Consider the following 23,676-nt stretch of genomic DNA (forward strand, 5'->3'; position numbering starts at 1 on the left):
GCCGCCCTAGTGGGCGGGGGTGCCGGTGAGGCGCTCGCTCAGCGTGCCGGCGAATTCTTCCGCCCGCGCGAGCTGTGTGCGCAGGTCCGCCACTCGTTTGTGCGCCGCTTCCTCGAAGCCGCGCACCCGTTCCAGCAGCGCTTCCCGCTCGCCGGCGGGCAGATCCGTTCCGGCGTCGAGGCGGTCGGTGGCATCGAGCAGGTCGTGCATCTCGTCGAGGGTGAACCCGAGCGGCTTCATGCGGCGGATCACCATGAGACGGGCGACGTCCGCCTCCGTGTAGAGGCGAAAGCCCCCCTGGGACCGGGCGGAAGGAATAACCAGCCCCGTCTCCTCGTAGTGGCGGATGGTGCGCAGCGACAGTTCGGTGTGCGTGGTGACCTCGCCGATCTGCGTGTGCTCGCCGTTCACGAGGCGCCTTCCTGTCTGTCGCCGAGGCCAGGATGAGCAGCCTAGAGTTGGAGGAGGCGGGGCTGCCTGACGCTGCTCCGTGTCCGTCGGCGCGACAGTAGAGCGCGCCGGTGCCGTGTCGGGGCCGACGATGCCTCCGGCGAAGTCCGACGCCTGGCAGGAGAGAGCGTGCGCATGCCCATGATGCCCGGCGCCGCTGCCTGCCCACCGTGACCCTTCGCCCCTGAACCAGCGCCGCATCGACTGTCCCGTCCGCCGACAGCGGGCTCCGTGGAGGGCCGCGTCGGCCCCTCCCCGCCTTCCGCACGCCCCTAGGGCGTGTCCGAGCACGACAGGTTTTCTCTCTTGTCCTCTTCCGTACTGTCGTCCGTTGCCCGGCTGCGCGGATCCCGTCCCCCGTGGCTGTCCCCGAAGGTCTTTCGCACCGAGGTCCTCGCCGGGCTGGTCGTCGGCCTGGCGCTCATCCCCGAGGCGATCTCCTTCTCCGTCATTGCCGGCGTCGACCCCAAGGTCGGGCTGTTCGCCGCCTGCACGATGGCCATGGTGATCGCCTTCGTCGGCGGCCGGCCCGCGATGATCTCCGCCTCCACCGGCGCCGTGGCGCTGGTCGTCGCCCCCGTCGCCCGCGAGCACGGTCTGGGCTACCTGATCGCGACCGTCATCCTGGCGGGCCTGTTCCAGATCGTGCTCGGCGCGCTGGGGGTGGCCAAGCTGATGCGGTTCGTGCCGCGCTCGGTGATGGTCGGCTTCGTCAACGCGCTGGGCATCCTGCTGTTCACGGCCCAGATCCCCAACCTGCTCGACGTCCCCTGGGCGGTGTACCCGCTGGTCGCCGCGGGCCTGGCTCTCATGCTGCTCTTCCCCAGGATCACCAAGGCCGTGCCCGCGCCGCTGGTGTCCATCGTCATCCTCACGGTCATCACCCTCGCCGCCGGTATCGCCGTCCCCACCGTCGGGGACAAGGGCAATCTGCCCTCCTCGCTGCCCGTGCCCGGCCTGCCGGACGTCCCCTTCACCCTCCACACCCTGACCGTCATCGCCCCCTACGCACTGGCGATGGCCCTGGTCGGCCTGATGGAGTCGCTGATGACCGCCCAGCTGGTGGACGAGATGACCGACACCCGCTCCCACAAGACCCGCGAGTCGATCGGCCAGGGCATCGCCAACATCGTCACGGGCTTCTTCGGGGGTATGGGCGGCTGCGCGATGATCGGCCAGACGATGATCAACGTCAAGAACGGTGCCCGCACCAGGCTGTCCACGTTCCTCGCCGGGTTCTTCCTGCTCATCCTGTGCATCGCCCTCGGCCCGATCGTCTCCACGATCCCCATGGCCGCACTGGTCGCGGTGATGGTCCTCGTCTCCGTCGGCACCTTCGACTGGCACTCCATCAAGCCGGCCACCCTCAAGCGGCTGCCGATCGGCGAGACGACCGTCATGGTGATCACCGTCGCCGTCGTGGTCGCCACCGCGAACCTGTCCATCGGCGTCGTCGTCGGCTCGCTCACCGCCATGGTCATCTTCGCCCGCCGCGTCGCCCACCTCGCGCACGTCACCGCGGTCACCGACCCCGACGGCACTCAGGTCGTCTACTCCGTCACCGGTGAACTCTTCTTCGCCTCCGTGGGCGATCTGGTCACCCGGTTCCAGTACGCCGACGACCCCGGCAAGGTCGTCATCGACCTCTCCGCCGCCCACATCTGGGACGCCTCGTCCGTCGCAGCACTGGACGCCATCGAGACCAAGTACGCCCAGCGTGGCAAGCACGTCGAGATCATCGGCTTCAACGAGCCCAGCGCCCACCTCCACAAGACACTCAGCGGCGAACTCACCGGCAGCCACTGACCGGGGCGTCCTCATCGGCCGACGCACCGCCGCACCAGGTCTGACCGAGCCGGGCCCCGCTCTCCTCCTCGACCACACCCCCGTGCCCGGTCGAGGTGGAGAGTAAGGCTCCCGCGGACTCGCTGTTGCTCCCCTTGCCTGACCGGCGCCCGGCGCGGCAAGCACTCGGACGTCTTACGTGGGGATTGCGGTGATCCGGCTGACCGTCCCGTTCGGCTCCGGAGCGGGCTGCCTCCGCGCACGACGGATCCCTTCGCGAGTCCTGTGATGCGCATGCCACCCTACTACTAATGCGCAGCCGTGCGCGTTAAGGTGGTGGTTATGCCCCAAAGATCCCCCGTCGGAGTCGTCCGCCCCGGTGGACGCACCTCCCGCACCCGCAACGCCGTCCTCGACGCTGCCACCACGCTCATCGCGGAACACGGCTACGGCCGGCTCACCATCGCCGCCATCGCCGAGCGCTCCGGCGTTCACGGTTCGACCATCCGCCGCCGGTGGCACAGCGTGGAAGCCGTGGTCGCCGACATCCTTCAGGCCAAGTCCCGGACGCTTCCCGTCCCCGACACCGAGGACTTCGGCGCCGACCTGCGGGCTCTCGCCGACGCCATAGCGGCCTTCCACGCCGACATCGCCAACCGCAACCTCATCGAAGGCATGGTGGCCGCAGCCGTGCACGACGATCTCGCCGCCCAGGTCCTGCGCAATTCCTTCCTCAACTGGGCCGAAGCGGCCAGCGACATCGTCCGCCGTGCCGCAGCCCGCGGTGACATCCCCGCCGGGACGCGCGCATCCGACGTCATCGATGCCCTCGCCGCCCCCTTCTGCTACCGGATCATGGTCATACGTCGCCCCATCGACCCCGCCCTGACCGCCGCCACCGCCCGCTGCGTCTACTGGGGCACCGTCAACGGCGCCTATCTTTGCGACCCCGCAACCACCTCGCCGGAGGACGGATCTGAGGGGGGCCAGGAGCCCCGACAGGCCGCCATCGATAGAGCGCAGTGATGGGGCCTGGGGGCAGGGGTGTCAGATGGCGTCGACGGCCCACGGTTCGGGTGCTGCTGCCGCCCGCACAGCTGCGTGGCGCCGGTCTCGGGCCTGTTCCTGGACGACGCACCCCCCGTCAGCCGTCAGCCGTCAGCCGTCAGCCGTCTTCCGACGCGCCGCGCGCAAGTGCCGGCCGGCGCAGCATGGCTGCGGTCACGATGAGGCCGAGCATGACGATCTCGATGACGGCTTGGACGGGGAGCCCGGCGACGTACACGTCGGGCTTGTCGAACTGCGGATCGAAATAGGCGGCCCCGGGGTAGAGGATGGCCACTGCCTGGCTGACCCAGTAGAGGCCGGCAAAGCCGATCGCGGCGTAGAAGCCGGTGCGGGCGTCGCCGCGACGGTTCCAAGTGAAGAACAGGGCGGCGAGGGCGAGCAGAGTTCCCATGGCCATGGTCTGGCCGTTGTGGAAGCGGGCGTGCGGGGACCAGAGCGGGTTCAGTACGTGGGTGTGGTTCCAGTCGGCGACGTAGGGCGAGATCGCCGTGAACACCGCAACCAGGGTGAGCAGGATCTTGCCGGTCACGTCCCGCGTCTCGGTGTTCTTTCCGCGGGGGGCTCCGCTTGTGACGGCGGCGGGCTGTGCGCTGCGGTGCGTGTGCTCGGGGGACGGGGAAGCGGACATGGGTGTGACCTCTCGTTGAGTGGGTGCGGGCGAGCTGCCGGCGAGGGGTGGGCGGTCGGGTCGGGAGTGGGGGCGGTCCGGCAGGCCCCGGTAGGAGGGCGGCCGGTTCCGGGTCATGCCGCGGCGGTGGTCGTGTCCGGGGCGTGCCCGGTCGCGTACCGGTAGGAGGCGGCGATGACCCGCTCGGCCACTGCCAGTTCGGCCCGGTCGCGCGGGGCGTAGAGCATGACGACGTTGATGCCGCGGTCGTGGAGGGGGTGCTTCTCGCCCCATCCGGAGGCCAGGAACCGGGCGTGGTCGCCCGGGTCCAGGGCCAGGTGGAGGCTGCCGTCGGCGTGCAGATGCACGAACTCCGCGTCCCAGCGCGGCGGGAAGAGCAACGCCTCGGGGGCCGGGTTGTTCCGGCCGAGGAAGACCGCCCAGGTGCTGGAGGTGGAGACCTCGCTGTGGCCCGTGGTGATGCCGGGCAGGGTGGTGGCCATCCACTGCCGCAGCTCTTCGCGGATCTGCGGCGGGCTGGTCTGGCTCAGCTGCAGGTGGGGGAGCTCGGGCCCGGTCTCGGGCCGCGGCCCCTCCCGTTCGGGGAGTGTCGGGAGAGTCATGGTGCTGCCTCCTTCGCGTCAGGGGCCGGGTCCGTTGCCGGGGGACTGTCGGCCGTGTGTCCGCGGTCCGGCCGGTGCCGGCCCGCTGTCTCCCTCCACGTTACTTTCCTCGGTATAGTGGTTACCCTGAGGAAAGTGCCCGGTGGTCGTCGGGCCGTACAGCGAGCGAGGAGAGGTCATGGCCGAGCAGACGGAGCAGGCGTGTCCGATCAATCCGGTGGTTGACCTGCTGTTCAGTCGCTGGACCACACCGATCGTGTGGGTGCTCGAACATCACGGACGGCTGCGCTTCAACGAGCTGCAGCGGCTTGTGCCGTCCATCACCCCCAAGGTCCTCACGCAGCGCTTGCGTCAGCTGGAACGGGACGGCCTGGTGATCCGTACGTACCACGCGGAGATCCCGCCGAGGGTCGAGTACGAGATCAGTGACCTGGGCCGCACCCTGGTCCCGGTCTTCCGGACGCTCCATGACTGGTCCGGGGCGCATCTGCCGCAGGTCGCCGCCGCACGCCGTGCCTACGACACCGCGCAGGAGGAAGAGGCGGCCTGGGCGGAGGGCTGATGGGGGCGGGTGCACGTGCGACCGTCAACGCCCTGGCGTCCTGACCTGCCGTTGGGTCGAGGGGCCTGTGGTCCCGGTCGCCGTCAGCCTCCTGACGCACCGTGAGGCAATCCTCCGTGAGGCGGGGCCGGTGCGGCTGCGACGCTTTGCCCGGCCGATCGGCCGTGTGGTGCCTCGGTGGGCTTTCCACAGGGGGTAGTTGAGGCATCCGGCAGGGCATCGCCACGTTCCCGGACGGCGGTGGTCCGCCGCCGGAACGAACGTCCCAACGACCTCTGTCGAGCCGCCCATACCGGGGCGTCGCCGCATGTTCCGCCGCACGTCAGCACATTCAGGGGCGCCCACGGTTGGTGTCCCACCGACCTGCCACAATTCGGGTGTACGTTGAACCATTTCCGGTTCGGGTACGTGGCCACCAGTGACACCTTTATGCCGCACGTCCCGGGGAGCTTCATGACGCGCAGATGGTCGCTCATCACCGCCATCGCCGTACTTGCCATCGCACTGGCCTTCGTCGTCACCCAGCTGGTGCGCGGTCAGGAATCCGGGAAATCCGGGGAGCAGCAGGCCGGGGCGAAACCGGCCTCGCCGAGCTCGGGCGCCGAGTCGCTGCGCGGCGTCGGGTGGTGGCCCCTGCACCGGTCCGGCACCGCGAAGGCGGGTGAGCACGACGCCGTCGTCAACGGCGGCGCGCAGTGGACCGACGGCCCCCAGGGCGGCGCCCTGCGGCTGGACGGCACCAGCGGATACGCGGACACCGGCTCCCGGATCGACACCGCCGGCGAGGACTACTCGGTCGCCGCACGGGTGCGGCTCACCTCCGAGAACCTGAACGGCGTCCACACCGCCGTGTCCCAGGACGGAGACCAGGTCAGCACGTTCTTCCTCCAGTACTCCGGACAGGACCAGAACTTCGCGTTCAGTTTCCCCGGTGCCCGTACCGTCGCGGAGAAGACCGAGCAGCCACAGGCCGGCCGCTGGTACCACCTCACCGGCACGTACAGCCAGAAGGACCACCGGATGCGGATCTACGTGGACGGCCGGCTCGCGGCGAGCAGGGAGGCCGCCGGCAAGGTGAAGCCCACCGGCTCTGTGGTGGTCGGACGCGCCAAGTTCGGCGGGAAGGCGGCCGACCACTGGAAGGGCGACATCTCCGATGTGCACGTCTACGAGCGGGAATTGACGCCCGGCGAGGTGGACTCGCTTTCCTCCCACGAACCGGAGTGACGGCGGGCGTCGGCGCCCGCCACGAGGGCGTCGGCCGCCGACGGGCCGCGCACCGAGCGAGCCGGGACGTGCAACGGGGCGCGTTCCGGCCGCACCTCGCGCCCTGCCGGAACGCGCCCCCGGGCGATGCGCCGCAGCCGCCGGAACGACGGCGGTACCGGGGCGCGTTCACCGCCGCCCACGTGGCTGCGGACATGCCGCACGGAGCGTACGACCGCTCGCGGCGGCGCCCCCCGGGTCTCCCGCAGCCGGCTGAACCCGTCTCCCCACAGACGACCGGAGAGGAAAAAGGCCCTTGTCGGCCAGCGCTTCGACCGAAGACCGAATACCCGGCCCCCACACCAAGGAACTCCTACCCGACGAGTTCCTCAGAGCCCTCTACCAGTTCCACGGCAGCGCGTTGCTGCAGTTCGCCGCACGGCGACTGGAGGGCGACTGGCACCGCGCCGAGGACGTCCTCCAGGAGGTCGCGATCCGCGCCTGGCGCCATGCCGGGGAGCTCGACCCGACCGCGGATTCGGCGCGACCGTGGCTGTTCACCGTGCTGCGCAACCTCGTCATCGACGGTCACCGGGCCCGCCAGGCCAGACCACCGGAGACCGGCGACCCGGAACTCGCCCACCTGCCGGTGTCCGACGACGTGGACCACATCCTCACCTCCCAGGTGCTCGTCGAGGCGATGCGGGACCTGCGGCCGCCGCAGCGCGAGGTCCTGCTGCACGTGCACTACCTGGGACGCAGCGTCAACCAGACGGCCAGGGTCCTCGGTGTGCCGCCGGGCACGGTCAAGTCGCGGACGTACTACGCCGCCCGCGCCCTGCGGGAGGCGCTGCACAGCCGCGGGCTGCGCGCGAACGGCAGTGACCGCGACGCCGGATGAGACTCACGCGAGACGCCCCGCGTGCCGGGTGATCTCCAGGCCCAGCGGCCCGGTGTCGAGCGATCCGCCCGCACCTGCCCGCCAGCGCCACCCCGCGGGCGCGTCGCCGAGCACCAACAGCGCGTCCCCGCGCCGCAGGCCGTCCAACGCCCCCTCCCGCCGCGGGAGCTGTGAGGCGTCCACGACGAACAGGTGCGGCGCCTCGCCCCGGACGGCGATCCGGCTGCTGCCCTCGATCAGCCGGAAGATCTGGGTGACGTCGGACGATCCGGGCTCCGGCTCTCCCTGGCCTGCCGAAGCAGCCCTGGCGAACGCCTCCTCCAGGCTGGCCGCGGTGTGCAGGCGCGAGGTCCGCGGAGTGTCGCCGGGGATGAGCCCGTCGCCGGCCAGGGATCCCACCAGGGTGACCTCGGCGAGAGCTCCCACCGGGCCGGCGAGCGCCTCGGCGACGACGGCCCGTGCCAGGCTGCGCACCTCCTCGTCCGGGCCCGCCACGGAGACGGGGCCCGCCGCCCGGGAGAGGTCGACCAGCACCCGGTCGGCGCCGTCAAGACCCACCGTCACCGTCAGCGCGTACGGCACGGCCGGTTCGCCCTCAGGGCCGGGGCGGTGCAGGTCGTCGGGTGAGACCGTCCAGCGCTCGCCGTCCGCCTCGGCGGTCCAGGGCGCGGGGGCGGCCTCCTCCGCGCCGGCCAGCAGCAGTCCGAGCCGCTCCTCGGAGTAGACGACGGCGTACAGGTCGGGCAGCGACCGACCGGAGCGCAGGCACTCGCCGGTCAGCCGGCGCAGGCCCGCGTTGACCACGTCCAGCGCCTCCCGCCCCATGACGGCGGCCGAGGCGGCGACGGGCTTCGGCGGGCGGGGCCGCCGCTCGGTGACGACCAGTGCGGCCACCGCCCCGATCAGCGCCAGCCCCAGCACCACGGCCAGGACGTACCAGATCATCTTCTGACTCCTTGTCGGGACGCCCCGGCGGCGGAGCCGGGACGGTCGAAAGCGGGGGGCGGCACCGCGGCAGTCGCGGCGCCGTGCACCCGAAGGCCACTACGGGCCGCGGCCGCGGACGGTTCACCGGCGGGTCCCGTGCACCGTCCGTGAACCATCCGGGGGCGGGCTCCGTAGGTCCCGTCAGTGGCGCGGGAGCCGCCGAACACGGCTCCCGCACCCCCGCATTCGCGCCGGCTGGAGGACGTTTCGTGTCGTTGATGTTGACCGTGGTCGAGGGGGAGGGTGACGCGTTCGACGTCCACCTCGACGCCGACCCCGACACGCCCGTGGCGGCCGTCGCGGAGGCGCTGGCCGGAGCGGGTGGTGTCCACCGGCCCCCGGAGGGCCTCGGCCTGTACGCCGGCGACCGGCTGCTGCCCGCGGACATGCGGCTGCGGGACGCGCCGCTCCACCACGCGGCCGTCGTGGGCCTGGGCCGCCCGGCGGGCACCTCGTCCGTAGAACCGGACGGGCTGGTGGAGGTCCGGGTGGTCGGCGGGGCCGGGGCGGGCGCGGTGCACCGGCTCGACATCGGCGAGTACCGGATCGGACTGGCACACGACGGGACCGCCCAGGTGCGGCGCGCCGTACCGCACCGTCCGTTCGCCGTCCTGACGGTGGGCCCCGGAGGACGCTGCCGGGTGGCGCCCGACGCGCCCGCGCCGGACAGCGGCACCCCGCAACTGGACCGCGAGGACCTCGCCGAGGCCACCGCCTGGCCGGCCGGCGCACAGCTCGCTCTTCCAGGGTCTGGCGGCTGCCTGCTCGAACTCGCCATGCCACAGCGGCCGGACGCGGCCGTGGAACCGTCGGAGGACGGCACCGGCTGGGACTACAACCGGCCGCCGCGGCTGCGCCCGGCCGAGAACGCCACCCGCTTCACCCTGCCCTCCCCGCCCGCGTCGCCCGCCGCCCGGCCGCTCCCGTGGATCGCCGCGGCCGTCCCGCTGGTGATGGCGGTGACCGGGGCGCTGATCCTCGACCGCCCGACGATGCTGCTGTTCGGGCTGCTCTCCCCGGTCGCGATCCTCGGCAACTATCTGATGAGCCGGCGCACCGGACGCCAGTCCCACTCCGGCGATGTCGCCGCCTACGAGGAGAAGAAGGCGCGCATCGAGGGCGACGCGCACAAGGCGCTCGCGGCCGAACGCACCGCCCGGCGCCGTGGCTTCCCGGACCCGGCCGAGGTCGCCCTGACCGCCGTCGGCCCCCGGCACCGGCTGTGGGAACGCCGCACCTCGGACGCCGACTTCCTGGAACTGCGCATCGGGACCGCGGACCTGCCCTCCGAGGTGGTGCTCCACGACCCGACCAAGGACGAACACCGCCGCCAGGACCCCTGGACCGCCTACGACGTCCCGGTGACCGTTCCGCTGCGCGAGCACGACGTCGTGGGAATCGCCGGCGAGGGCCCGACCGCACGCGCCGTGGCACGGTGGGCGGTCGCCCAGGCCGCCGTCCTGCACAGCCCCCGTGACCTCCAGATCCACCTGCTGACGACCGGCGAACCGGGCCGGGACGGCTGGTCCTGGCTGCGCTGGCTGCCGCACGTGCGGAAGAAGTCCGGCGACACCCCGGCAAGCATCGGCTACGGCACGGAGACCTGCGCCCGCCGCGTCGCCGAACTCACCGCGCTGATCGCCGAGCGCGCCGGACGGGAGGACCGGCGGAGCCGGACCGCAGGACCCGACGTGCTCGTCGTCCTCGACGGAGCCCGCAGGCTGCGTTCGCTGCCCGGCGTGGCCCAGATCCTGCGCGACGGACCGGCCGTCGGCGTCCGCGCCGTCTGCCTTGACGCCGAGGAGCGGCTGCTGCCCGAGGAGTGCCACGCCGTCGTCGCCGAGGAGCCCGGCGGAACCGTGCGGGTGGGACGCTCCGGGAGGGGCACCGTCGGGGGCATCCGGCCCGACGCGGTGTCCCTGGACTGGTGCCGCTCGCTGGCCCGGGCGATGGGCCCGCTGCGTGACCCGGGCGGGGCCGACGAGGAGGCCGCGGTGCTCCCTGGTTCCGCGCGGCTGCTCGACGTGCTCGCCCTCGACCCGCCGCAGGCCGCCGGCATCCGGGCGCGCTGGAGTGCCGGGGGCCGCTCGACCAGGGCGGCCGTCGGCGTCTCCCTGGACGGCCCGTTCTTCCTGGACCTCAAGCGCGACGGCCCGCACGGGCTGGTCGCCGGCACCACCGGCTCCGGCAAGTCCGAACTCCTCCAGACGCTGGTCGCCTCGCTCGCGGTGGCGAACCGTCCGGACGCGATGACGTTCGTCCTCGTCGACTACAAGGGCGGCTCCGCGTTCAAGGACTGCGTGAACCTGCCGCACACCGTCGGCATGGTCACCGACCTCGACGCCCACCTCGTCGAGCGGGCCCTGGTGTCGCTGACCGCGGAACTCACCCGCCGCGAGCACATCCTCGCCGCGGTCGGCGCCAAGGACATCGAGGACTACGTCGACCTGCTGGAGCGGAACCCGGCGGGCCACGCCCCGATGCCCCGGCTGCTCATCGTCATCGACGAGTTCGCCTCGATGGTGCGTGACCTGCCGGACTTCGTGAAGGGCCTGGTCAACATCGCGCAGCGGGGCCGCAGCCTCGGCATCCACCTGATCCTCGCGACACAACGACCCAGCGGCGTCGTCTCCTCGGAGATCCGCGCCAACACCAATCTGCGCATCGCGCTGCGCGTGACGGACGCCGGCGAGAGCCAGGACGTCATCAACTCCGCCGAGGCCGCCGGGATCTCGCAGGGCACCCCCGGCCGCGCGTACGTACGGCTGGGCCAGAACTCTCTCGTGCCGTTCCAGTCAGGACGGGTCGGCGGCCGCAGGCCGGGCGCCGCGGCGGTCTCGCTGCCGGCTCCCTGGGCGGTGGCGGTCGGCTGGGAGCGGCTCGGCGAGCCGCTGCCGGCCCGGCCGCGCGCCGCGGCCGCGCCCGCCGAGGTGGAGACCGACCTCACCGGACTCGTCACGGCGATCCGCGACGCGGACCGGGAGATGGGCATTCCCGCGCAGCACAGCCCCTGGCTGCCGCCGCTGCCCGAGGTCCTGGTCGCCGGCGAACTCCCGGCGCCCCCGCGCTCGGACTACGACCTCCAGCCCGTCCCGTACGGCGTCGTGGACCTGCCCGCGCAACAGACCCGGCAGCCCCTGGTGATCGACCCGGCGACGCTCGGGCACCTGCACATCATCGGCTCGCCCCGCCAGGGCAGGTCGCAGACGCTGCGCACCATCGCCGGCGCCATGGCCCTCGCCCACTCCGCCGACAAGCTGCACATGTACGGCATCGACTGCGGCAACGGCGCGCTGCTGCCCATCGAGGGACTGCCGCACTGCGGGGCCATCACCCAGCGCACCCAGCCCGACCGGGTGGCCCGGCTGCTCGCCCGGCTGACCGAGGAGCTCGGCCGACGTCAGGAGATGCTCGCCGCGCGCGGCAGCGCCGACCTGGCGGAGCTGCGTCGCGCCCTTCCGGAGTCCGAACGGCCGCCGCACATCGTGCTGTTCATCGACCGGTGGGAGGTATTCGACAAGCAGCTCGGCGAGTACGACTCCGGGAACCTGCTCACCTCCGTGATGAACCTGCTCCGGGACGGCGCGAGCGTCGGCATCCATCTCCTGATGACCGGCGACCGGGCGCTGTTCTCCAGCCGCGTCAACGGCTCCACCGAGGACAAGCTCGTGCTGAAGCTGAACGAGAAGTCCGAGTACGGCATGATCGGCATCACCCAGCGCAACGTGCCCGACGAGATCCCGCCGGGCCGCGCGTTCCGCGCCGCCGACAAGGCCGAGGTGCAAATCGCGCTCCTCACGGAGAACCCGGAAGGCCAGGCGCAGGCGGCGGCGCTCCACCGGATCGCCGAACACTGCCGCGAGCAGTCGGCCGGGCTGCCGCCCGCCACCCGGCCGTTCCGCGTCGACACCCTGCCGGACCGGCTCAGCTTCGAGGAGGCGGCCCGGTTCGTCCCGAGCAGGCGCTCCTCGCGCTGGGCGCTGGCCGGCGTCGGCGGTGACGAACTCACCGCGTTGGGGCCGGACTTCACCGTCACCCCGACGTTCCTTGTCGCCGGGCCCGCCCGATCGGGACGCAGCACCGTCCTGTCGACGCTGGCGGTGGCGCTGCTCGCGGGCGGCACCTCGGTCGTGATCGGGGCCCCGGCCCGCTCGCCGCTGCGCAACCTCGCCGGACGGCCCGGTGTGCTCGCGGTGTTCGACGAGTCCGACATCGACCCCTCGGCCCTGGAGGAGGCGCTGGCCTCCGCGCCCGACGGGGCCGTGGTCCTGCTCGACGACGCCGACCTGCTGCTGAAGACGAAGGCCGAGCCCGTCCTCACCCAGATCGCCAAGTCCGGTGCCGAGACCGGCCGGGGCCTGGTGATCGCCGGTCAGACCGACCGGCTCTCCTCCGGGTTCTCCGGCTGGCACACCGAGGCCCGCCGCAACCGGTGCGGACTGCTGCTGAAGCCGCAGAACATGAGCGATGGCGAGCTGATCGGCGTGAAGGTGCCCCGCAGCCGGCTGGGCGCGACCCGCCCGGGGCGGGCGATCCTGCACCTGGGCGATGGGGTGCTGCGCACGGTGCAGGTGCCGGAGACGGTGCTGGCGGAGCCGGGCGCACCTGCCTGACCCCCGCGCCGGACAGGTCGTCCGCACACGACAGAGGGCTCCCGCCGATGAGGTCGGCGGGAGCCCTCTCGTATGCGGGGCGGGGGTCGGCCGGGTCAGGTCGTCCCGTCGAGATAGCTGGGGTCGTGCGACGGCGGGATCGAGTGCTTCGCGTAGGCCGCCCCACCGTAGATGAGGCCCGCCACCCCCAGGAAGAAGCCCCCCACCTCCGGACGGGACCAGGGCACGGAGGCCCCGAGCAGGCCGGAGACGGTCGGCAGCCTCAGGTTCGCGGGCTTGAAGTTGCGCAGGGCCGCGATCGTCTTCGCCACACTGGTGACCACCGACTGCCCCGGGTTCCGTACGCCCGCAATAACGCTGTCGATCTTGGACCCGAGGCCCTTCGTGGCGTTGATGATGCCACCGAAGCCCCTCTTGACGTCGTTGAAGACGATGCTGGTGTTGTGGGGCAGAGTCTTGGTGAGAGCCTCGGGAATCAACTTGATCTCGGCTCCGAGCCCCTTGATCCCGCTGCCGATCGCGCCGGCGCCGCCGACCTTGATCGCGTTCACCATCCCCTTGACGCCCTTCACGATCGGGGCCACGCCACCGGCCAGGCCGATGACGCTGAGGACGATGTCGAGCGGATCCCACTCCCCCGTCTCCGCGCTCTTGGCGATGTTGATCCCGAACGCCGCCGCGCTGAACGCGAAGCTGCCGATCGTCAGGGCGAGGCCGAGGCCCTGAAGGCCGGGGATCAGCATGGCCAGGACGCCCAGCACGCCGCCGATGATGCCGAAGGCGAGGCTGAGCTTGTCGCGGATCTTCTCCCAGATGCTCTTGCCCGCGACCGCCTCGTCCCGCGCCTCGTCCAGGGCCCTGGCGGCCGTGGCGGCGTCCTCCTCGCGCACGCTGCGCGCGTCCTCCGCGAGCGCGCGGGCGGCGTCGAGATCCGCCTGGGCGTCGTCGACATTGTGCCGGGCCGAGGAATGGTTGCTCTCGGCTTCGTCCAGGGCACGCCTCGTACTACGCCGTGTCGCGTCGTCGTCCGGCGGGATCACGGTCGAGTCCAGGTGGCTGATGGTGTCCGCGAGCGCACTCACCACCGAAGTGGCCGAATCGAGGCGCTCCTTGGCCTCCCGCCCGTTCGAGAGCGCGTTGTCGGCCTTGGTCTGCATATCGCGCAGTGAGGTCACATACGTGTCCAGCGCCCCGGCGGCCTGGTCGTACGAACTGTGCAGCTTGCGCACCTGTTTGGCCAGATCGCCGAGCTTGTCCCGGAGCTTCTCCATCGACTTGCCCTCGCCCACCTGCTGGTTCTCCAGCTGCGATACGAGAGGGAGGGCGTCGCCGGCATCATTGGCCACGGAGCGGTAGCTGCGCGCGAGCCTCCCGAGCATGTCCGCGTCGCCCGGAGTCGGGTCGTCGGTGAACCCGAAGACCGACTCCCATTCGGATACCGCTGGCCGCACCATGGTCGCGACCTCACTTTCCGTTTTCTTCGTCGTCCACGCCATCGAAATGGAACGACGCGGCGATCGCGTCGAAGACCTCGTAGAACTGCTCCGCCAGATGCACATTGGGGGTCGAGCAGGCGAGCACCAGATAGTCCCGGCTGTTCGGCACCGGAATCAGGGTGTGCCGCATCGCCGTGGGGGTCCGCTGCCCCTTGAGCTCCACCTCCTCGATCCTGGTGATCCGCCCGACCGAACCCACCAGCGGCAGGTCCACCAACTCGACCTCGCCCGGCGGCAGTCCGGAGCCCTCCGAGTCGGCGCCGACCTGCAGTCCCGCCGCGACGACGAGGTCGGCCAGATCCTCCGACTGCTCCTCGGGCACGGACACCCGCAGCACGAGCGCCGTGGCGCTGAGCACCAGAGGCCCGTTACCGGCGCTGAGGATCCGGAGCATCCCCGACGCCTGCAGCGCGCCCTGCGCGTGTGCGTCGCGGGCGGTGCGTCGGGTGCTGCGGATCAAGTCGTCGACCTGCTCGCGGGAGAGCTGCGGGGCGCTCTTCACCTGGGACTCGATCTTGCGGCGGATCGAAGCGTCCCGGGTGTTCGGGTCCAGGTCGAGATGCCACCAGGTACCGGGGAACCTCAGCTTGTAGCCCGCGGGAGCGCCCGCTGGCCGCTCGGTGACCGGCTGCGTCATCACGCGTCCTTCTTGGGATCGTCAAGGGAGTTGGAACTGTCTTCGTCCGTCTTCGTGAAGTTCTCGGCGATCTTGTCCGTGTTCTCCACGAACACCTTCACGTTGTCCTCGACCTTTTCGTGCCCCGCCACCCACGCCTTGTCGAACTCGTCGAGAGCCGTCGCGAGAGTGGAATCGCCGACGAAGCTCTTGAACGAGCCCGCGTCACCCGCGGCGTGGAAGAGCGTCGCGGAGTTTCCGATCAGTTCCCCGATGTTCTGGAGTTCCTTTGCCGTGTCCTTCAGATCCTGCACGGGAACGCTGATGCGACCCATCGGTGTCTCCTCTTCTGCTCCGGCGCTCCGGCCCCGCCCTCACAGGGAGAGCGGGGCCGGACGATGCGGGGCACGTCAGCCGATGGCGCCGGACGTCTGGTCGTCGGTGTCGACGAACGCGTCGGCGACCTGCTTGATGAACTCGCTGACGCCGTGCAGGCCCTCGATCGCCTCCTGGGTGCCGTTCTTGTACTCCTCCCAGTACGGGCGGAACTTCGTCTCGGAACCCGGGGTGGCGTAGGCCGCCTCGACCATCTCGTCCATCTTGGTGTTGGCCTCGTGCAGGCTCTGCTGCATCAGCTCTTTCTGGTTCTGCAGCCAGGTCGCAGCCTCCCGCATCTCGTCCGGGCTGATCTGGATGTTGCCGCCGGCCATGTCGATTCCTTCCCTCGCTGCGTATCGTCGCGGCCGGTGGGCCGCACACACCCGGCTGTACGGGGCACCTGCCGGGGCGGTTCACGCCTGTTGCGGAACGGTGACAGAGCCATCAGGACCGCGCGCCGACCGGAACCGCGGCCGCCGGCACGGCGCCGCGCTTCGGGCCGACGCCCCAAGGCCCGGTTGCAGGCCACCGAGCCGGGACGCTCCAGGGGCGGACGGACCAGCAGGGTGCAGCTCGCGGGCGACGGGCGCTGCAGCCGGAGACAGGACGGCCTCCACCACGGCAAGGCGGATCAGCGGCCCTGTGGTGCGGATCTGGTGCGAGACGCCTGACCTGGTCCAGACAACAAGAAAGGCCCGGGTCTATGACCTGGGCCTCAACTATGGAGCGGGTGACGGGAATCGAACCCGCGCTCTGAGCTTGGGAAGCTCATGTTCTACCATTAAACTACACCCGCGCGAGCCGCCTCCGATGGAGAGCGGAGCATCGTCGCACACTCTACCCCATGGCCGTCCTGCGGTGCATTTGGTGTGGCCAGAGGGTGTTGACGCGGGTGTTGAGGCCGGCGTGAGGCGGGTGTGGCCGCCGGGGCTCGTGGGGTGGGATGCGGGTGTGGGGTAAGGGAGTTGGGGCGTACGGTGGGGCCCCGGAGTGCCGCGTGGAGTGGCGCCCAGTTCATCCCCTAATGTGGCTTTTGTTGTCCACGCAGTTGGGAGAGGGACTTGATGGAGCGCACCGTCGTACGTTGTGCCGAGGGGCATGTGTTCAGCACCGCTTCGTTCCCGATGCAGACCACCGACCGGCTCGGTCCCGGAAGGCTGTTGCGCTGCCCGCGCTGCGCGCGCCTGCGGCATTCGGTGCCCGTGGAGCACGCCAAGCGGTAGTGAGCGGAGCGGTAGCAGGCGGTAGCGAGAGAAGTCTGTGAGTGAGGGCCCGGTTCCCCCTGGTGGGGCCGGGCCCTCGCCGTGCGAGGGGGCCGGTCCGGACGCGTATCCTCATCTGCGTGCTTCTCTCAGACAAGGACATCCGGGCCGAGATCGATGCAGGTCGGGTGCGCATCGACCCCTACGATGAGTCGATGGTGCAGCCGTCCAGCATTGACGTGCGGCTCGACCGCTATTTCCGGGTGTTCGAGAACCACCGCTACCCGCACATCGATCCCGCGGTGGAGCAGCTGGATCTGACCCGCGAGGTGGTGCCGGAGGGCGACGAGGCGTTCATCCTCCACCCCGGTGAGTTCGTGCTCGCCTCGACGTACGAGGTCATCACGCTGCCGGACGATCTGGCCTCCCGGCTCGAGGGCAAGAGCTCGCTGGGGCGGCTGGGACTGCTGACGCACTCCACCGCCGGGTTCATCGACCCGGGGTTCAGCGGGCACGTGACGCTGGAGCTGAGCAATGTCGCGACGCTGCCGATAAAGCTGTGGCCGGGGATGAAGATCGGCCAGCTGTGCATGTTCCGGCTGACCTCGCCGGCCGAGCACTCCTACGGCTCCGCGCACTACGGCTCCCGCTACCAGGGGCAGCGCGGCCCGACGCCGTCCCGGTCCTTCATGAACTTTCACCGTACGCAGGTCTGACGGATGCGACGGGCCCGGCGGATCCGATGGTCCGGCGAGCCCGAAGAGTACGAGCAGGTGTGGGGAAGCGCCGATAGGTGGCGTGTGGACAGCGAAGGTCTGAGAGAGATACGTGAGTGACGTGCGGGAGAACCTGACGTACGAGCGCTTCGGCGGCGCGATCCGCGAGCTGGCGCAGACGATCGCGGACGACGGGTACGAGCCCGATGTCGTGCTGTCGATCGCCCGGGGCGGCGTCTTCGTCGCGGGCGGCCTGGCGTACGCCCTGGACTGCAAGAACATCCACCTCGTGAACGTGGAGTTCTACACCGGCGTCGGTACGACGCTGGAGATGCCGGTCATGCTCGCGCCGGTCCCGAACGTGATCGACTTCTCGCAGAAGAAGGTGCTGATCGCGGATGACGTCGCGGACACCGGCAAGACGCTGAAGCTGGTGCACGACTTCTGCCAGGGCACCGTCGCCGAGGTGCGCAGTGCGGTCATATACGAGAAGCCGCATTCGCTGGTGAAGTGCGAGTACGTGTGGAAGCGCACGGACGACTGGATCAACTTCCCGTGGAGCGTCGAGCCGCCGGTGGTGCGCCGGGAGAACCAGGTGCTCGACGCCTGAGGTCCTGAGGTGGGGCGGCCGCTCTCGGCTCTCCGCCGGGACTCTCCGCTCTCCGCAGGGGCTCTCCGGCCTTCGTCGTGTCCGCCGGCGTTCGCCGGTCCTGTCCCGGCCGACGGGTGGCGCCATCCCTGACTGCCGCCCCGCCATGTCAGCTGATGAGTCATCAGCAGTCCTGCCATGCACGGCAGTTGGCGAATGACCCCGTCCCCTTGCGCGCCTTTCGGCCAATCCCGTTCCGGGTGTTCCGCCGGTGGCTACCTCCGAGTAGAAACCGGCGGTAACAGCAGACCGGAGGGGAGCCCCAATGGTGCGTGCGAGACGTGAGTGGCCGGCAGATGAGCGGCGGCGGTGGCGCGGTCGACGGCCGCGGCCGGGCTTGGTGGCCGTGGTCGCGGCCTTGACGGTGGCGTTCACCGGGGCGGTGGGCGCGGCGGGGTCCGCCGCCGCGGTCCCGGCCGCTGCCGGGGCCGGCGCGGGGGTGGCGGCCAAGCCGCTGCCGCCCGAACTGGAGAAGGTGCGGGCCCAGCAGGCGGCGAAGCTCTACGGCGACCCGGCCGTGCGGCCCGCCGACGAGCGCAAGACCTCGTTGATCTCGCTGGGTGACAGCGAGATCTCCGGCGAGGGCGTCGGGACGTACGAGGCGGGGACGGACGGGCCCGACAACTGGTGCCACCGGTCCCCGGACGCGGCCATCCACCGGACCGGGATCGCGGCCGATGTGACGTACAACGCGGCCTGCTCGGGCGCCTACAGCGGCAATATCCGGATCGGCGGCAGCAAGCAGTACGCCGACGAATTGGTGCAGAGCGACAGCCTCGCCATCGCGGCCCGCAACACTCGGCTGAAGATGGTCCTGCTGGTGGCCGGGGCCAACGACGACCTGCAGTTCGGCCCGGTGATGACGGACTGCGTCACCCGCTGGTTCCTGCTGCAGGGCACCTGCGAGCCGAAGTACCGGCCCGGGTGGCAGGCCCGGGTCGACGGGCTGGCCCCCAAGGTCGAGCAGACGGTCGGCGACCTGCGGACGGTGATGCGGGACGCGGGCTACGCGGACGGCGACTACCGGCTCGTGGTGATGTCGTACCCCAGCCCCATCGGGCCGGACGTGGAGGACAACCCGTCCTACCCGGGGAAGCTGCCGGGCGGGTGCACGGGCTACACCTCCGACTCGGCCTGGGGGCGCAACAGCGCCGTGCCGGGCTTCGAGAAGGGCATGCGGAAGGCCGCGCGGGACACCGGAGCCACCTACCTCGACGCCTCGCGGCTCTTCCACGGGCACGAGGTGTGCATGGAGGAGACCTGGGCGCGCGGGCTGTACGTGGACCTCACCAACCCGTTCCCGCCCGACTCGAACTCGGTGCGCCAGTCCTTCCACCCCAACGCGCGTGGCCACGGCGCCTTCGCGTCGTGCCTGACGCAGCTGTACGCGTCGGGGCTGCGTGAGGCGTCCTGCGCCGATCCGGCGAGCACCGGGCAGCCCAAGCTCTTCGCGGGGGCGTGGGACGACGTGTACCGGCCGCTGAAGAACGCCGGCACGGGCAGCTGCGTGGATGCGACCGGCGGCAGCAGCCGCAACGGTACGGCGGTCGTCGGCTGGGACTGCAACGGTGAGCGCCATCAGAGCTGGTGGTACGACCCGCAGCAGCGGTCGGTGCGTGTGGAGCTGACGCACGACCGGTGCCTGGACGTGCCGGGCGGCCGCTACGAGCCAGGGGCGGCCCTGGTGCTGTGGAACTGCTCGGGCGCGGCCCATCAGCAGTTCGTCCGGGCGGCAGGCGACACGCTCCGGCCGGCCGCGGCCCCGTCACTGTGCCTGACGCTGGACGCGGCGAAGGATCCGCTGCGGCTGCGGGCGTGCGACGGGTCGGCGGCGCAGCGGTTCGTCTGACGAAGGCGCAGCGGTTCGTCTGATGGTGGTGCGTCGCGGGCGGTCCGACCAGGGTCGCCGCGCCTCCCCCCCCGGATGAGCGCCGTGGCACGGCGAAGGGCCCCGCTCGCAGGTCGGAGCGGGGCCCTTCGGCGTACGGCCGGTCGAGACCGGAACGGCTACAGGGTGCCGAGCTTCACCAGGGCCAGCAGCGCGACCAGCTGGATCGCGGAGGCGCCCAGCGCCTTGGGCCAGGGCAGGTCGTGCGACTTGTTGACCATGGTGGTCAGCAGGAAACCGGTCGCCAGCCAGGTCAGCCAGCCCAGTACCTGGACCAGGGTGCTGTCGCCGCCGAGGAACATCGCGAACAGCAGCCGGGGCGCGTCCGAGACCGTCATGATCAGCATCGACAGGCCGATGGTCGGCGCCCAGGCGCCGTCGCCGCCGAGCTGGCGCGCCAGGGTGTGGGTGACCGTGCCCAGGATCAGGCTGCCGATGACGAACATCACGCCGGTCATCAGCACCCACGGGATGCTGTTGGAGAGGGTGGCGTTCAGCACGTCCTCGCGGGCCTTGTCGAAGCCGAAGACCGCGAGCAGGCCGTAGACGAAGCTGACGGTCAGGGCCGGGGCCCACACCGAGTGGTCACGCATCTGCCAGAACGTGGCCGAGGGGCGCAGCACCATGCCGGAGAGGAGCTGCTTCCAGTGCAGCCGGGGGCCGGTCGGTGCCGTCGTCCGGCCGGCGCGGTAGACGCCGCCGTCGGCGTACTGCCCGTCCTGGCCGTCGTCGTATCCGCCCTGCGGGCCGTAGGCGTCAGGGGCCTCCCCGACGCTGAACTGCTGTGTGTGGCCCGGGTTGTTGTCGTTGGTGTACGGCGCGAACGACTGCGGTGGTGGGTAGCCGTCCCCGAAGTACTCGGGCTCGCCGTGCTGCGCCTGCGGGCGGCTCTGCGGCTGCGTCTGCGGCCGGCCCCCGTAGTGCTGCTGCGGCTGCGGCGACTGCTGCCACTGCCCGTGCGGAGGCGGGGGCTGCTGTCCGTACGGCCCTTGCTGCCCGTACGGCATCTGCTGCCCCTGCTGCTGTCCGTCCTGCGCGGCGCGGGCATCCCGTCCGCGACCCATCCTGAATCCAGCCACATCATCGAAAGTACCTGGTCTGGGTGGCTTCGGTGGCGGAGCCGGCCACTGGGCGGGGGTTTGCTGCTGACCTGTGACATCCCCTAAGGGGGTCCCCGAGGGGCACGGCGGCGGTGGTGGTGGTGCCGGTCCGGCCCAGGTCCGCGGCGGGCGGCGGAGGGGCAGCTGCGGCAGTCGCCGCCTGTCGTCCCTGCTGGTGGCGGCGTCGAGCGCCACGAAATCCTGCTGTGCCAAGAACTGCCGTGCGGCGGTGTCGAGTTGGCAGCGTGGGGGCGGGCATGAGCCCGAGGTGTGGCACGGACTGCGCGATCAGGGTGGCAGACGCCACATGGCGGCCTTCCGGCCCCGGGCCCCGGCAACCGTGACCTCCGTCGCCCGTCATCGCCGGTCGCCGGGGCGCCCGCGAAACGCCGACGGCCGGCCCCGCGCAGTGCGGGACCGGCCGTGGTGCGGAGCGTGGGCCGTTACTTCACCGGCTCGGGCTCGGGCGCGTCCTCGGTCTCGGTTTCGCCCGCGGGGTCCGCGGGGGCCTTGACGGAGTCCAGCAGGAGCTGGGCGACGTCGACGACCTGGACCGATTCCTTGGCCTTGCCGTCGTTCTTCTTGCCGTTGACGGAGTCGGTGAGCATGACCAGGCAGAAGGGGCAGGCGGTGGAGACGATGTCGGGGTTGAGGGAGAGTGCTTCGTCGACGCGCTCGTTGTTGATGCGCTTGCCGATTCGCTCCTCCATCCACATCCGCGCGCCGCCGGCGCCGCAGCAGAAGCCGCGTTCCTTGTGGCGGTGCATCTCCTCGTTGCGCAGGCCCGGCACCTTGGCGATGATCTCGCGCGGCGGCGTGTAGACCTTGTTGTGGCGGCCCAGGTAGCAGGGGTCGTGGTAGGTGATCAGACCCTCGACCGGGTTGACGGGGATGAGCTTGCCCTCGTCGACGAGGTGCTGCAGCAGCTGCGTGTGGTGGATGACCTCGTACTCGCCGCCCAGCTGCGGGTACTCGTTCGCGATGGTGTTGAAGCAGTGCGGGCAGGTCGCGACGATCTTCTTCGACGACTTCGGCTTCTTGGTCGTCTCGTCCACCTCGCCCTCCTCGTTGAGGGACTCGCCGAAGGCCGCGTTCAGCGTGGCGACGTTCTCCGCGCCGAGCTGCTGGAAGAGGAATTCGTTGCCCAGGCGGCGCGGCGAGTCACCGGTGCACTTCTCGTCGCCGCCCATGATCGCGAAGTTGACGCCCGCGATGTGCAGCAGCTCCGCGAAGGCCTTGGTGGTCTTCTTGGCGCGGTCCTCCAGGGCGCCGGCGCAGCCGACCCAGTAGAGGTACTCGACCTCGGTGAGGTCCTCGACGTCCTGGCCGACGACCGGAATCTCGAAGTCCACCTCCTTGGTCCAGGCGAGCCGCTGCTTCTTGGCCAGGCCCCAGGGGTTGCCCTTCTTCTCCAGGTTCTTCAGCATCGTGCCGGCCTCGCTGGGGAAGCTGGACTCGATCATGACCTGGTAGCGACGCATGTCGACGATGTGGTCGATGTGCTCGATGTCGACGGGGCACTGCTCGACGCACGCGCCGCAGGTGGTGCACGACCACAGCACGTCGGGGTCGATGACGCCGTTCTCCTCCAGCGTGCCGATCAGGGGCCGCTCGGCCTCGGCGAGGGCGGCGGCGGGCACGTCGGCGAGCTGCTCGGCAGTCGCCTTCTCGTTGCCCTCCTCGTCCTTGCCGCCGCCCGCCAGGAGGTAGGGGGCCTTGGCGTGCGTGTGGTCGCGCAGCGCCATGATCAGCAGCTTGGGCGACAGCGGCTTGCCGGTGTTCCAGGCGGGGCACTGCGACTGGCAGCGGCCGCACTCGGTGCAGGTGGAGAAGTCGAGGATGCCCTTCCAGGAGAAGTGCTCGACCTGGGAGACGCCGAACTGGTCGTCCTCGCCCGGGTCCTCGAAGTCGATCGGCTTGCCCGCACTCGTCATCGGCTGCAGCGCGCCGAGGGCGACGTCGCCGTCGGCCTCGCGCTTGAACCAGATGTTGGGGAAGGCCAGGAAACGGTGCCAGGCGACGCCCATGTCCGTCTTCAGCGCGACCGTGATCATCCAGATGAAGGACGTCGCGATCTTCAGGCCGGCGAAGAAGTAGGTGAGGTTCTGGAGCGTCGAGACGTCCATGCCCTCCAGCCACGAGATCACCGGGTACGAGATGAAGAACGACGCGTCGTAGCCGGCCACGTGGTGCTGGGCACCCTCCAGCGCGTGCAGCATGAAGATGCAGACGCCGACGATGAGGATGACCGCCTCGACGAAGTACGCCTGGCCGACGTTGGAGCCCGCGAAGCGGGACTTGCGGCCCGCGCCGCCCGGCCTGCTCAGCTGTCGGATGACGATCAGGGTCAGGATGCCGACGACCGTCATCGTGCCGATGAACTCGACGAAGACGTTGTAGGGCGCCCACTCACCGATGACGGGCAGCAGCCAGTCCGCCTTGAAGAGCTGGCCGATGGCGTTGACGATGGTCAGCAGCAGCGAGAAGAAGCCCACGGCCACGAACCAGTGAGCCACACCGACGATGCCCCAGCGGTTCATCCGGGTGTGGCCGAGGAACTCCTTGGCGACGGTGACGGTGCGCTGCGCGGGTTCGTCCGTGCGGGTGCCTGCGGGTACGGGCTGGCCCAGCCGTACGAAGTTGTAGATCTGCAGGATGGCACGGCCGAACAGCGCGACGCCGACCGCGATTAGGACCAGCGACACGATGATCGCGGCGAGTTGCATTGGGGGCTCCTCGAACCTGCGAGAGCGGAAAACTGGAGACAGCTGAGCGGGACTACTAAGCGGTAACTTTTTGGGTCTGCGGCTGAGGTTACCCAGTATCCCC

19 protein-coding genes and 1 tRNA gene are annotated in these 23,676 nt (G+C 70.8%); 9 read left to right on the forward strand and 11 right to left on the reverse strand.

The annotated features are described in order from the left end of the window. Positions 1 to 6 precede the first annotated feature (6 nt). Positions 7 to 411 carry a MerR family transcriptional regulator gene (locus tag ACH4FH_RS04860; RefSeq protein WP_398554296.1) on the reverse strand — a complete coding sequence of 135 codons (405 nt, stop codon included), beginning with the start codon at positions 409 to 411 and terminating at the stop codon, positions 7 to 9. A 345-nt stretch (positions 412 to 756) separates the two neighbouring features. On the opposite strand from ACH4FH_RS04860, the gene ACH4FH_RS04865 reads away from it, so the two are divergent. Both ACH4FH_RS04865 and ACH4FH_RS04870 read left to right on the forward strand, forming a co-directional pair. Further along, positions 757 to 2,256: a SulP family inorganic anion transporter gene (locus ACH4FH_RS04865; RefSeq protein WP_398554297.1), complete on the forward strand. Its 1,500-nt coding sequence runs from the start codon at positions 757 to 759 to the stop codon at positions 2,254 to 2,256. A 321-nt stretch (positions 2,257 to 2,577) separates the two neighbouring features. Beyond that, positions 2,578 to 3,261, forward strand: a complete 684-nt coding sequence (locus ACH4FH_RS04870; protein WP_398554298.1) for a TetR/AcrR family transcriptional regulator — start codon at positions 2,578 to 2,580, stop codon at positions 3,259 to 3,261. Between the two features lie 139 nt (positions 3,262 to 3,400). Here ACH4FH_RS04870 and ACH4FH_RS04875 read toward each other — a convergent pair whose 3' ends face one another. Next, positions 3,401 to 3,832 carry a DUF6640 family protein gene (locus ACH4FH_RS04875; RefSeq protein WP_398554299.1) on the reverse strand — a complete coding sequence of 144 codons (432 nt, stop codon included), beginning with the start codon at positions 3,830 to 3,832 and terminating at the stop codon, positions 3,401 to 3,403. Between the two features lie 212 nt (positions 3,833 to 4,044). Then, entirely contained in the window at positions 4,045 to 4,533 is a 489-nt protein-coding gene (locus ACH4FH_RS04880; RefSeq protein ID WP_398554300.1) for a luciferase family protein, read from the reverse strand. A 178-nt stretch (positions 4,534 to 4,711) separates the two neighbouring features. Between ACH4FH_RS04880 and ACH4FH_RS04885 the strand changes: the two genes are divergently transcribed. The 3 genes from ACH4FH_RS04885 (at position 4,712) to ACH4FH_RS04895 (ending at position 7,202) form a co-directional block, all read left to right on the forward strand. Next, positions 4,712 to 5,095, forward strand: coding sequence for a winged helix-turn-helix transcriptional regulator (locus ACH4FH_RS04885; protein ID WP_398554301.1), 384 nt, complete (start codon positions 4,712 to 4,714; stop codon positions 5,093 to 5,095). Positions 5,096 to 5,548: 453 nt separating this feature from the next. Continuing rightward, the gene (locus ACH4FH_RS04890; RefSeq protein ID WP_398554302.1) at positions 5,549 to 6,322 is read left to right on the forward strand and encodes a LamG domain-containing protein; all 774 of its coding nucleotides are present in this window, start codon (positions 5,549 to 5,551) and stop codon (positions 6,320 to 6,322) included. A gap of 295 nt (positions 6,323 to 6,617) precedes the next feature. After that, positions 6,618 to 7,202: a sigma-70 family RNA polymerase sigma factor gene (locus ACH4FH_RS04895; protein ID WP_398554303.1), complete on the forward strand. Its 585-nt coding sequence runs from the start codon at positions 6,618 to 6,620 to the stop codon at positions 7,200 to 7,202. A gap of 3 nt (positions 7,203 to 7,205) precedes the next feature. Here the strand turns inward: ACH4FH_RS04895 and ACH4FH_RS04900 are convergent, their stop codons facing one another. Further along, positions 7,206 to 8,147 (reverse strand): hypothetical protein, encoded by a 942-nt coding sequence (locus tag ACH4FH_RS04900; protein WP_398554304.1) that lies wholly within the window; start codon positions 8,145 to 8,147, stop codon positions 7,206 to 7,208. Positions 8,148 to 8,407: 260 nt separating this feature from the next. Here ACH4FH_RS04900 and ACH4FH_RS04905 point away from each other — a divergent pair, with 260 nt between their 5' ends. Beyond that, a complete protein-coding gene (locus ACH4FH_RS04905) occupies positions 8,408 to 12,802 on the forward strand; it encodes an FtsK/SpoIIIE domain-containing protein (protein ID WP_398554413.1) in 4,395 nt (1,464 codons plus the stop codon). Between the two features lie 95 nt (positions 12,803 to 12,897). On the opposite strand, the gene ACH4FH_RS04910 is transcribed toward ACH4FH_RS04905, so the two are convergent. From ACH4FH_RS04910 to ACH4FH_RS04930, 5 genes are all read right to left on the reverse strand, one after another. Next, on the reverse strand, positions 12,898 to 14,256 hold the full coding sequence (locus tag ACH4FH_RS04910) for a putative T7SS-secreted protein (RefSeq protein ID WP_398554305.1): 1,359 nt from the start codon (positions 14,254 to 14,256) through the stop codon (positions 12,898 to 12,900). A gap of 10 nt (positions 14,257 to 14,266) precedes the next feature. Further along, a complete protein-coding gene (locus ACH4FH_RS04915) occupies positions 14,267 to 14,935 on the reverse strand; it encodes a hypothetical protein (RefSeq protein WP_398554306.1) in 669 nt (222 codons plus the stop codon). After that, positions 14,935 to 15,249 carry a hypothetical protein gene (locus tag ACH4FH_RS04920; protein ID WP_398554307.1) on the reverse strand — a complete coding sequence of 105 codons (315 nt, stop codon included), beginning with the start codon at positions 15,247 to 15,249 and terminating at the stop codon, positions 14,935 to 14,937. Before ACH4FH_RS04920 ends, ACH4FH_RS04915 begins: the two co-directional genes overlap by 1 nt. A 75-nt stretch (positions 15,250 to 15,324) precedes the next feature. Then, positions 15,325 to 15,624 (reverse strand): WXG100 family type VII secretion target, encoded by a 300-nt coding sequence (locus ACH4FH_RS04925; RefSeq protein WP_398554308.1) that lies wholly within the window; start codon positions 15,622 to 15,624, stop codon positions 15,325 to 15,327. A gap of 390 nt (positions 15,625 to 16,014) precedes the next feature. Then, positions 16,015 to 16,088, reverse strand: a tRNA-Gly gene (locus tag ACH4FH_RS04930). Positions 16,089 to 16,634: 546 nt separating this feature from the next. Between ACH4FH_RS04930 and dcd the strand changes: the two genes are divergently transcribed. The 3 genes from dcd to ACH4FH_RS04945 all read left to right on the forward strand — a co-directional run bounded on the left by dcd (position 16,635) and on the right by ACH4FH_RS04945 (position 19,708). Next, positions 16,635 to 17,210, forward strand: a complete 576-nt coding sequence (gene dcd, locus ACH4FH_RS04935) for a dCTP deaminase (RefSeq protein WP_393893181.1) — start codon at positions 16,635 to 16,637, stop codon at positions 17,208 to 17,210. Positions 17,211 to 17,322: 112 nt separating this feature from the next. Next, on the forward strand, positions 17,323 to 17,820 hold the full coding sequence (locus ACH4FH_RS04940; RefSeq protein ID WP_398554309.1) for a phosphoribosyltransferase: 498 nt from the start codon (positions 17,323 to 17,325) through the stop codon (positions 17,818 to 17,820). Between the two features lie 304 nt (positions 17,821 to 18,124). Next, on the forward strand, positions 18,125 to 19,708 hold the full coding sequence (locus ACH4FH_RS04945) for a ricin-type beta-trefoil lectin domain protein (protein WP_398554310.1): 1,584 nt from the start codon (positions 18,125 to 18,127) through the stop codon (positions 19,706 to 19,708). A gap of 158 nt (positions 19,709 to 19,866) precedes the next feature. Here ACH4FH_RS04945 and ACH4FH_RS04950 read toward each other — a convergent pair whose 3' ends face one another. Continuing rightward, complete coding sequence (locus ACH4FH_RS04950) at positions 19,867 to 20,811, reverse strand: Yip1 family protein (RefSeq protein ID WP_398554414.1); 945 nt, start codon at positions 20,809 to 20,811, stop codon at positions 19,867 to 19,869. 479 nt (positions 20,812 to 21,290) lie between these two features. Beyond that, positions 21,291 to 23,573: a heterodisulfide reductase-related iron-sulfur binding cluster gene (locus ACH4FH_RS04955; protein WP_398554311.1), complete on the reverse strand. Its 2,283-nt coding sequence runs from the start codon at positions 23,571 to 23,573 to the stop codon at positions 21,291 to 21,293. Positions 23,574 to 23,676 lie beyond the last annotated feature (103 nt).

Source organism: Streptomyces sp. NPDC017993 (genome assembly GCF_044328065.1).
Lineage (GTDB): Bacteria > Actinomycetota > Actinomycetes > Streptomycetales > Streptomycetaceae > Streptomyces.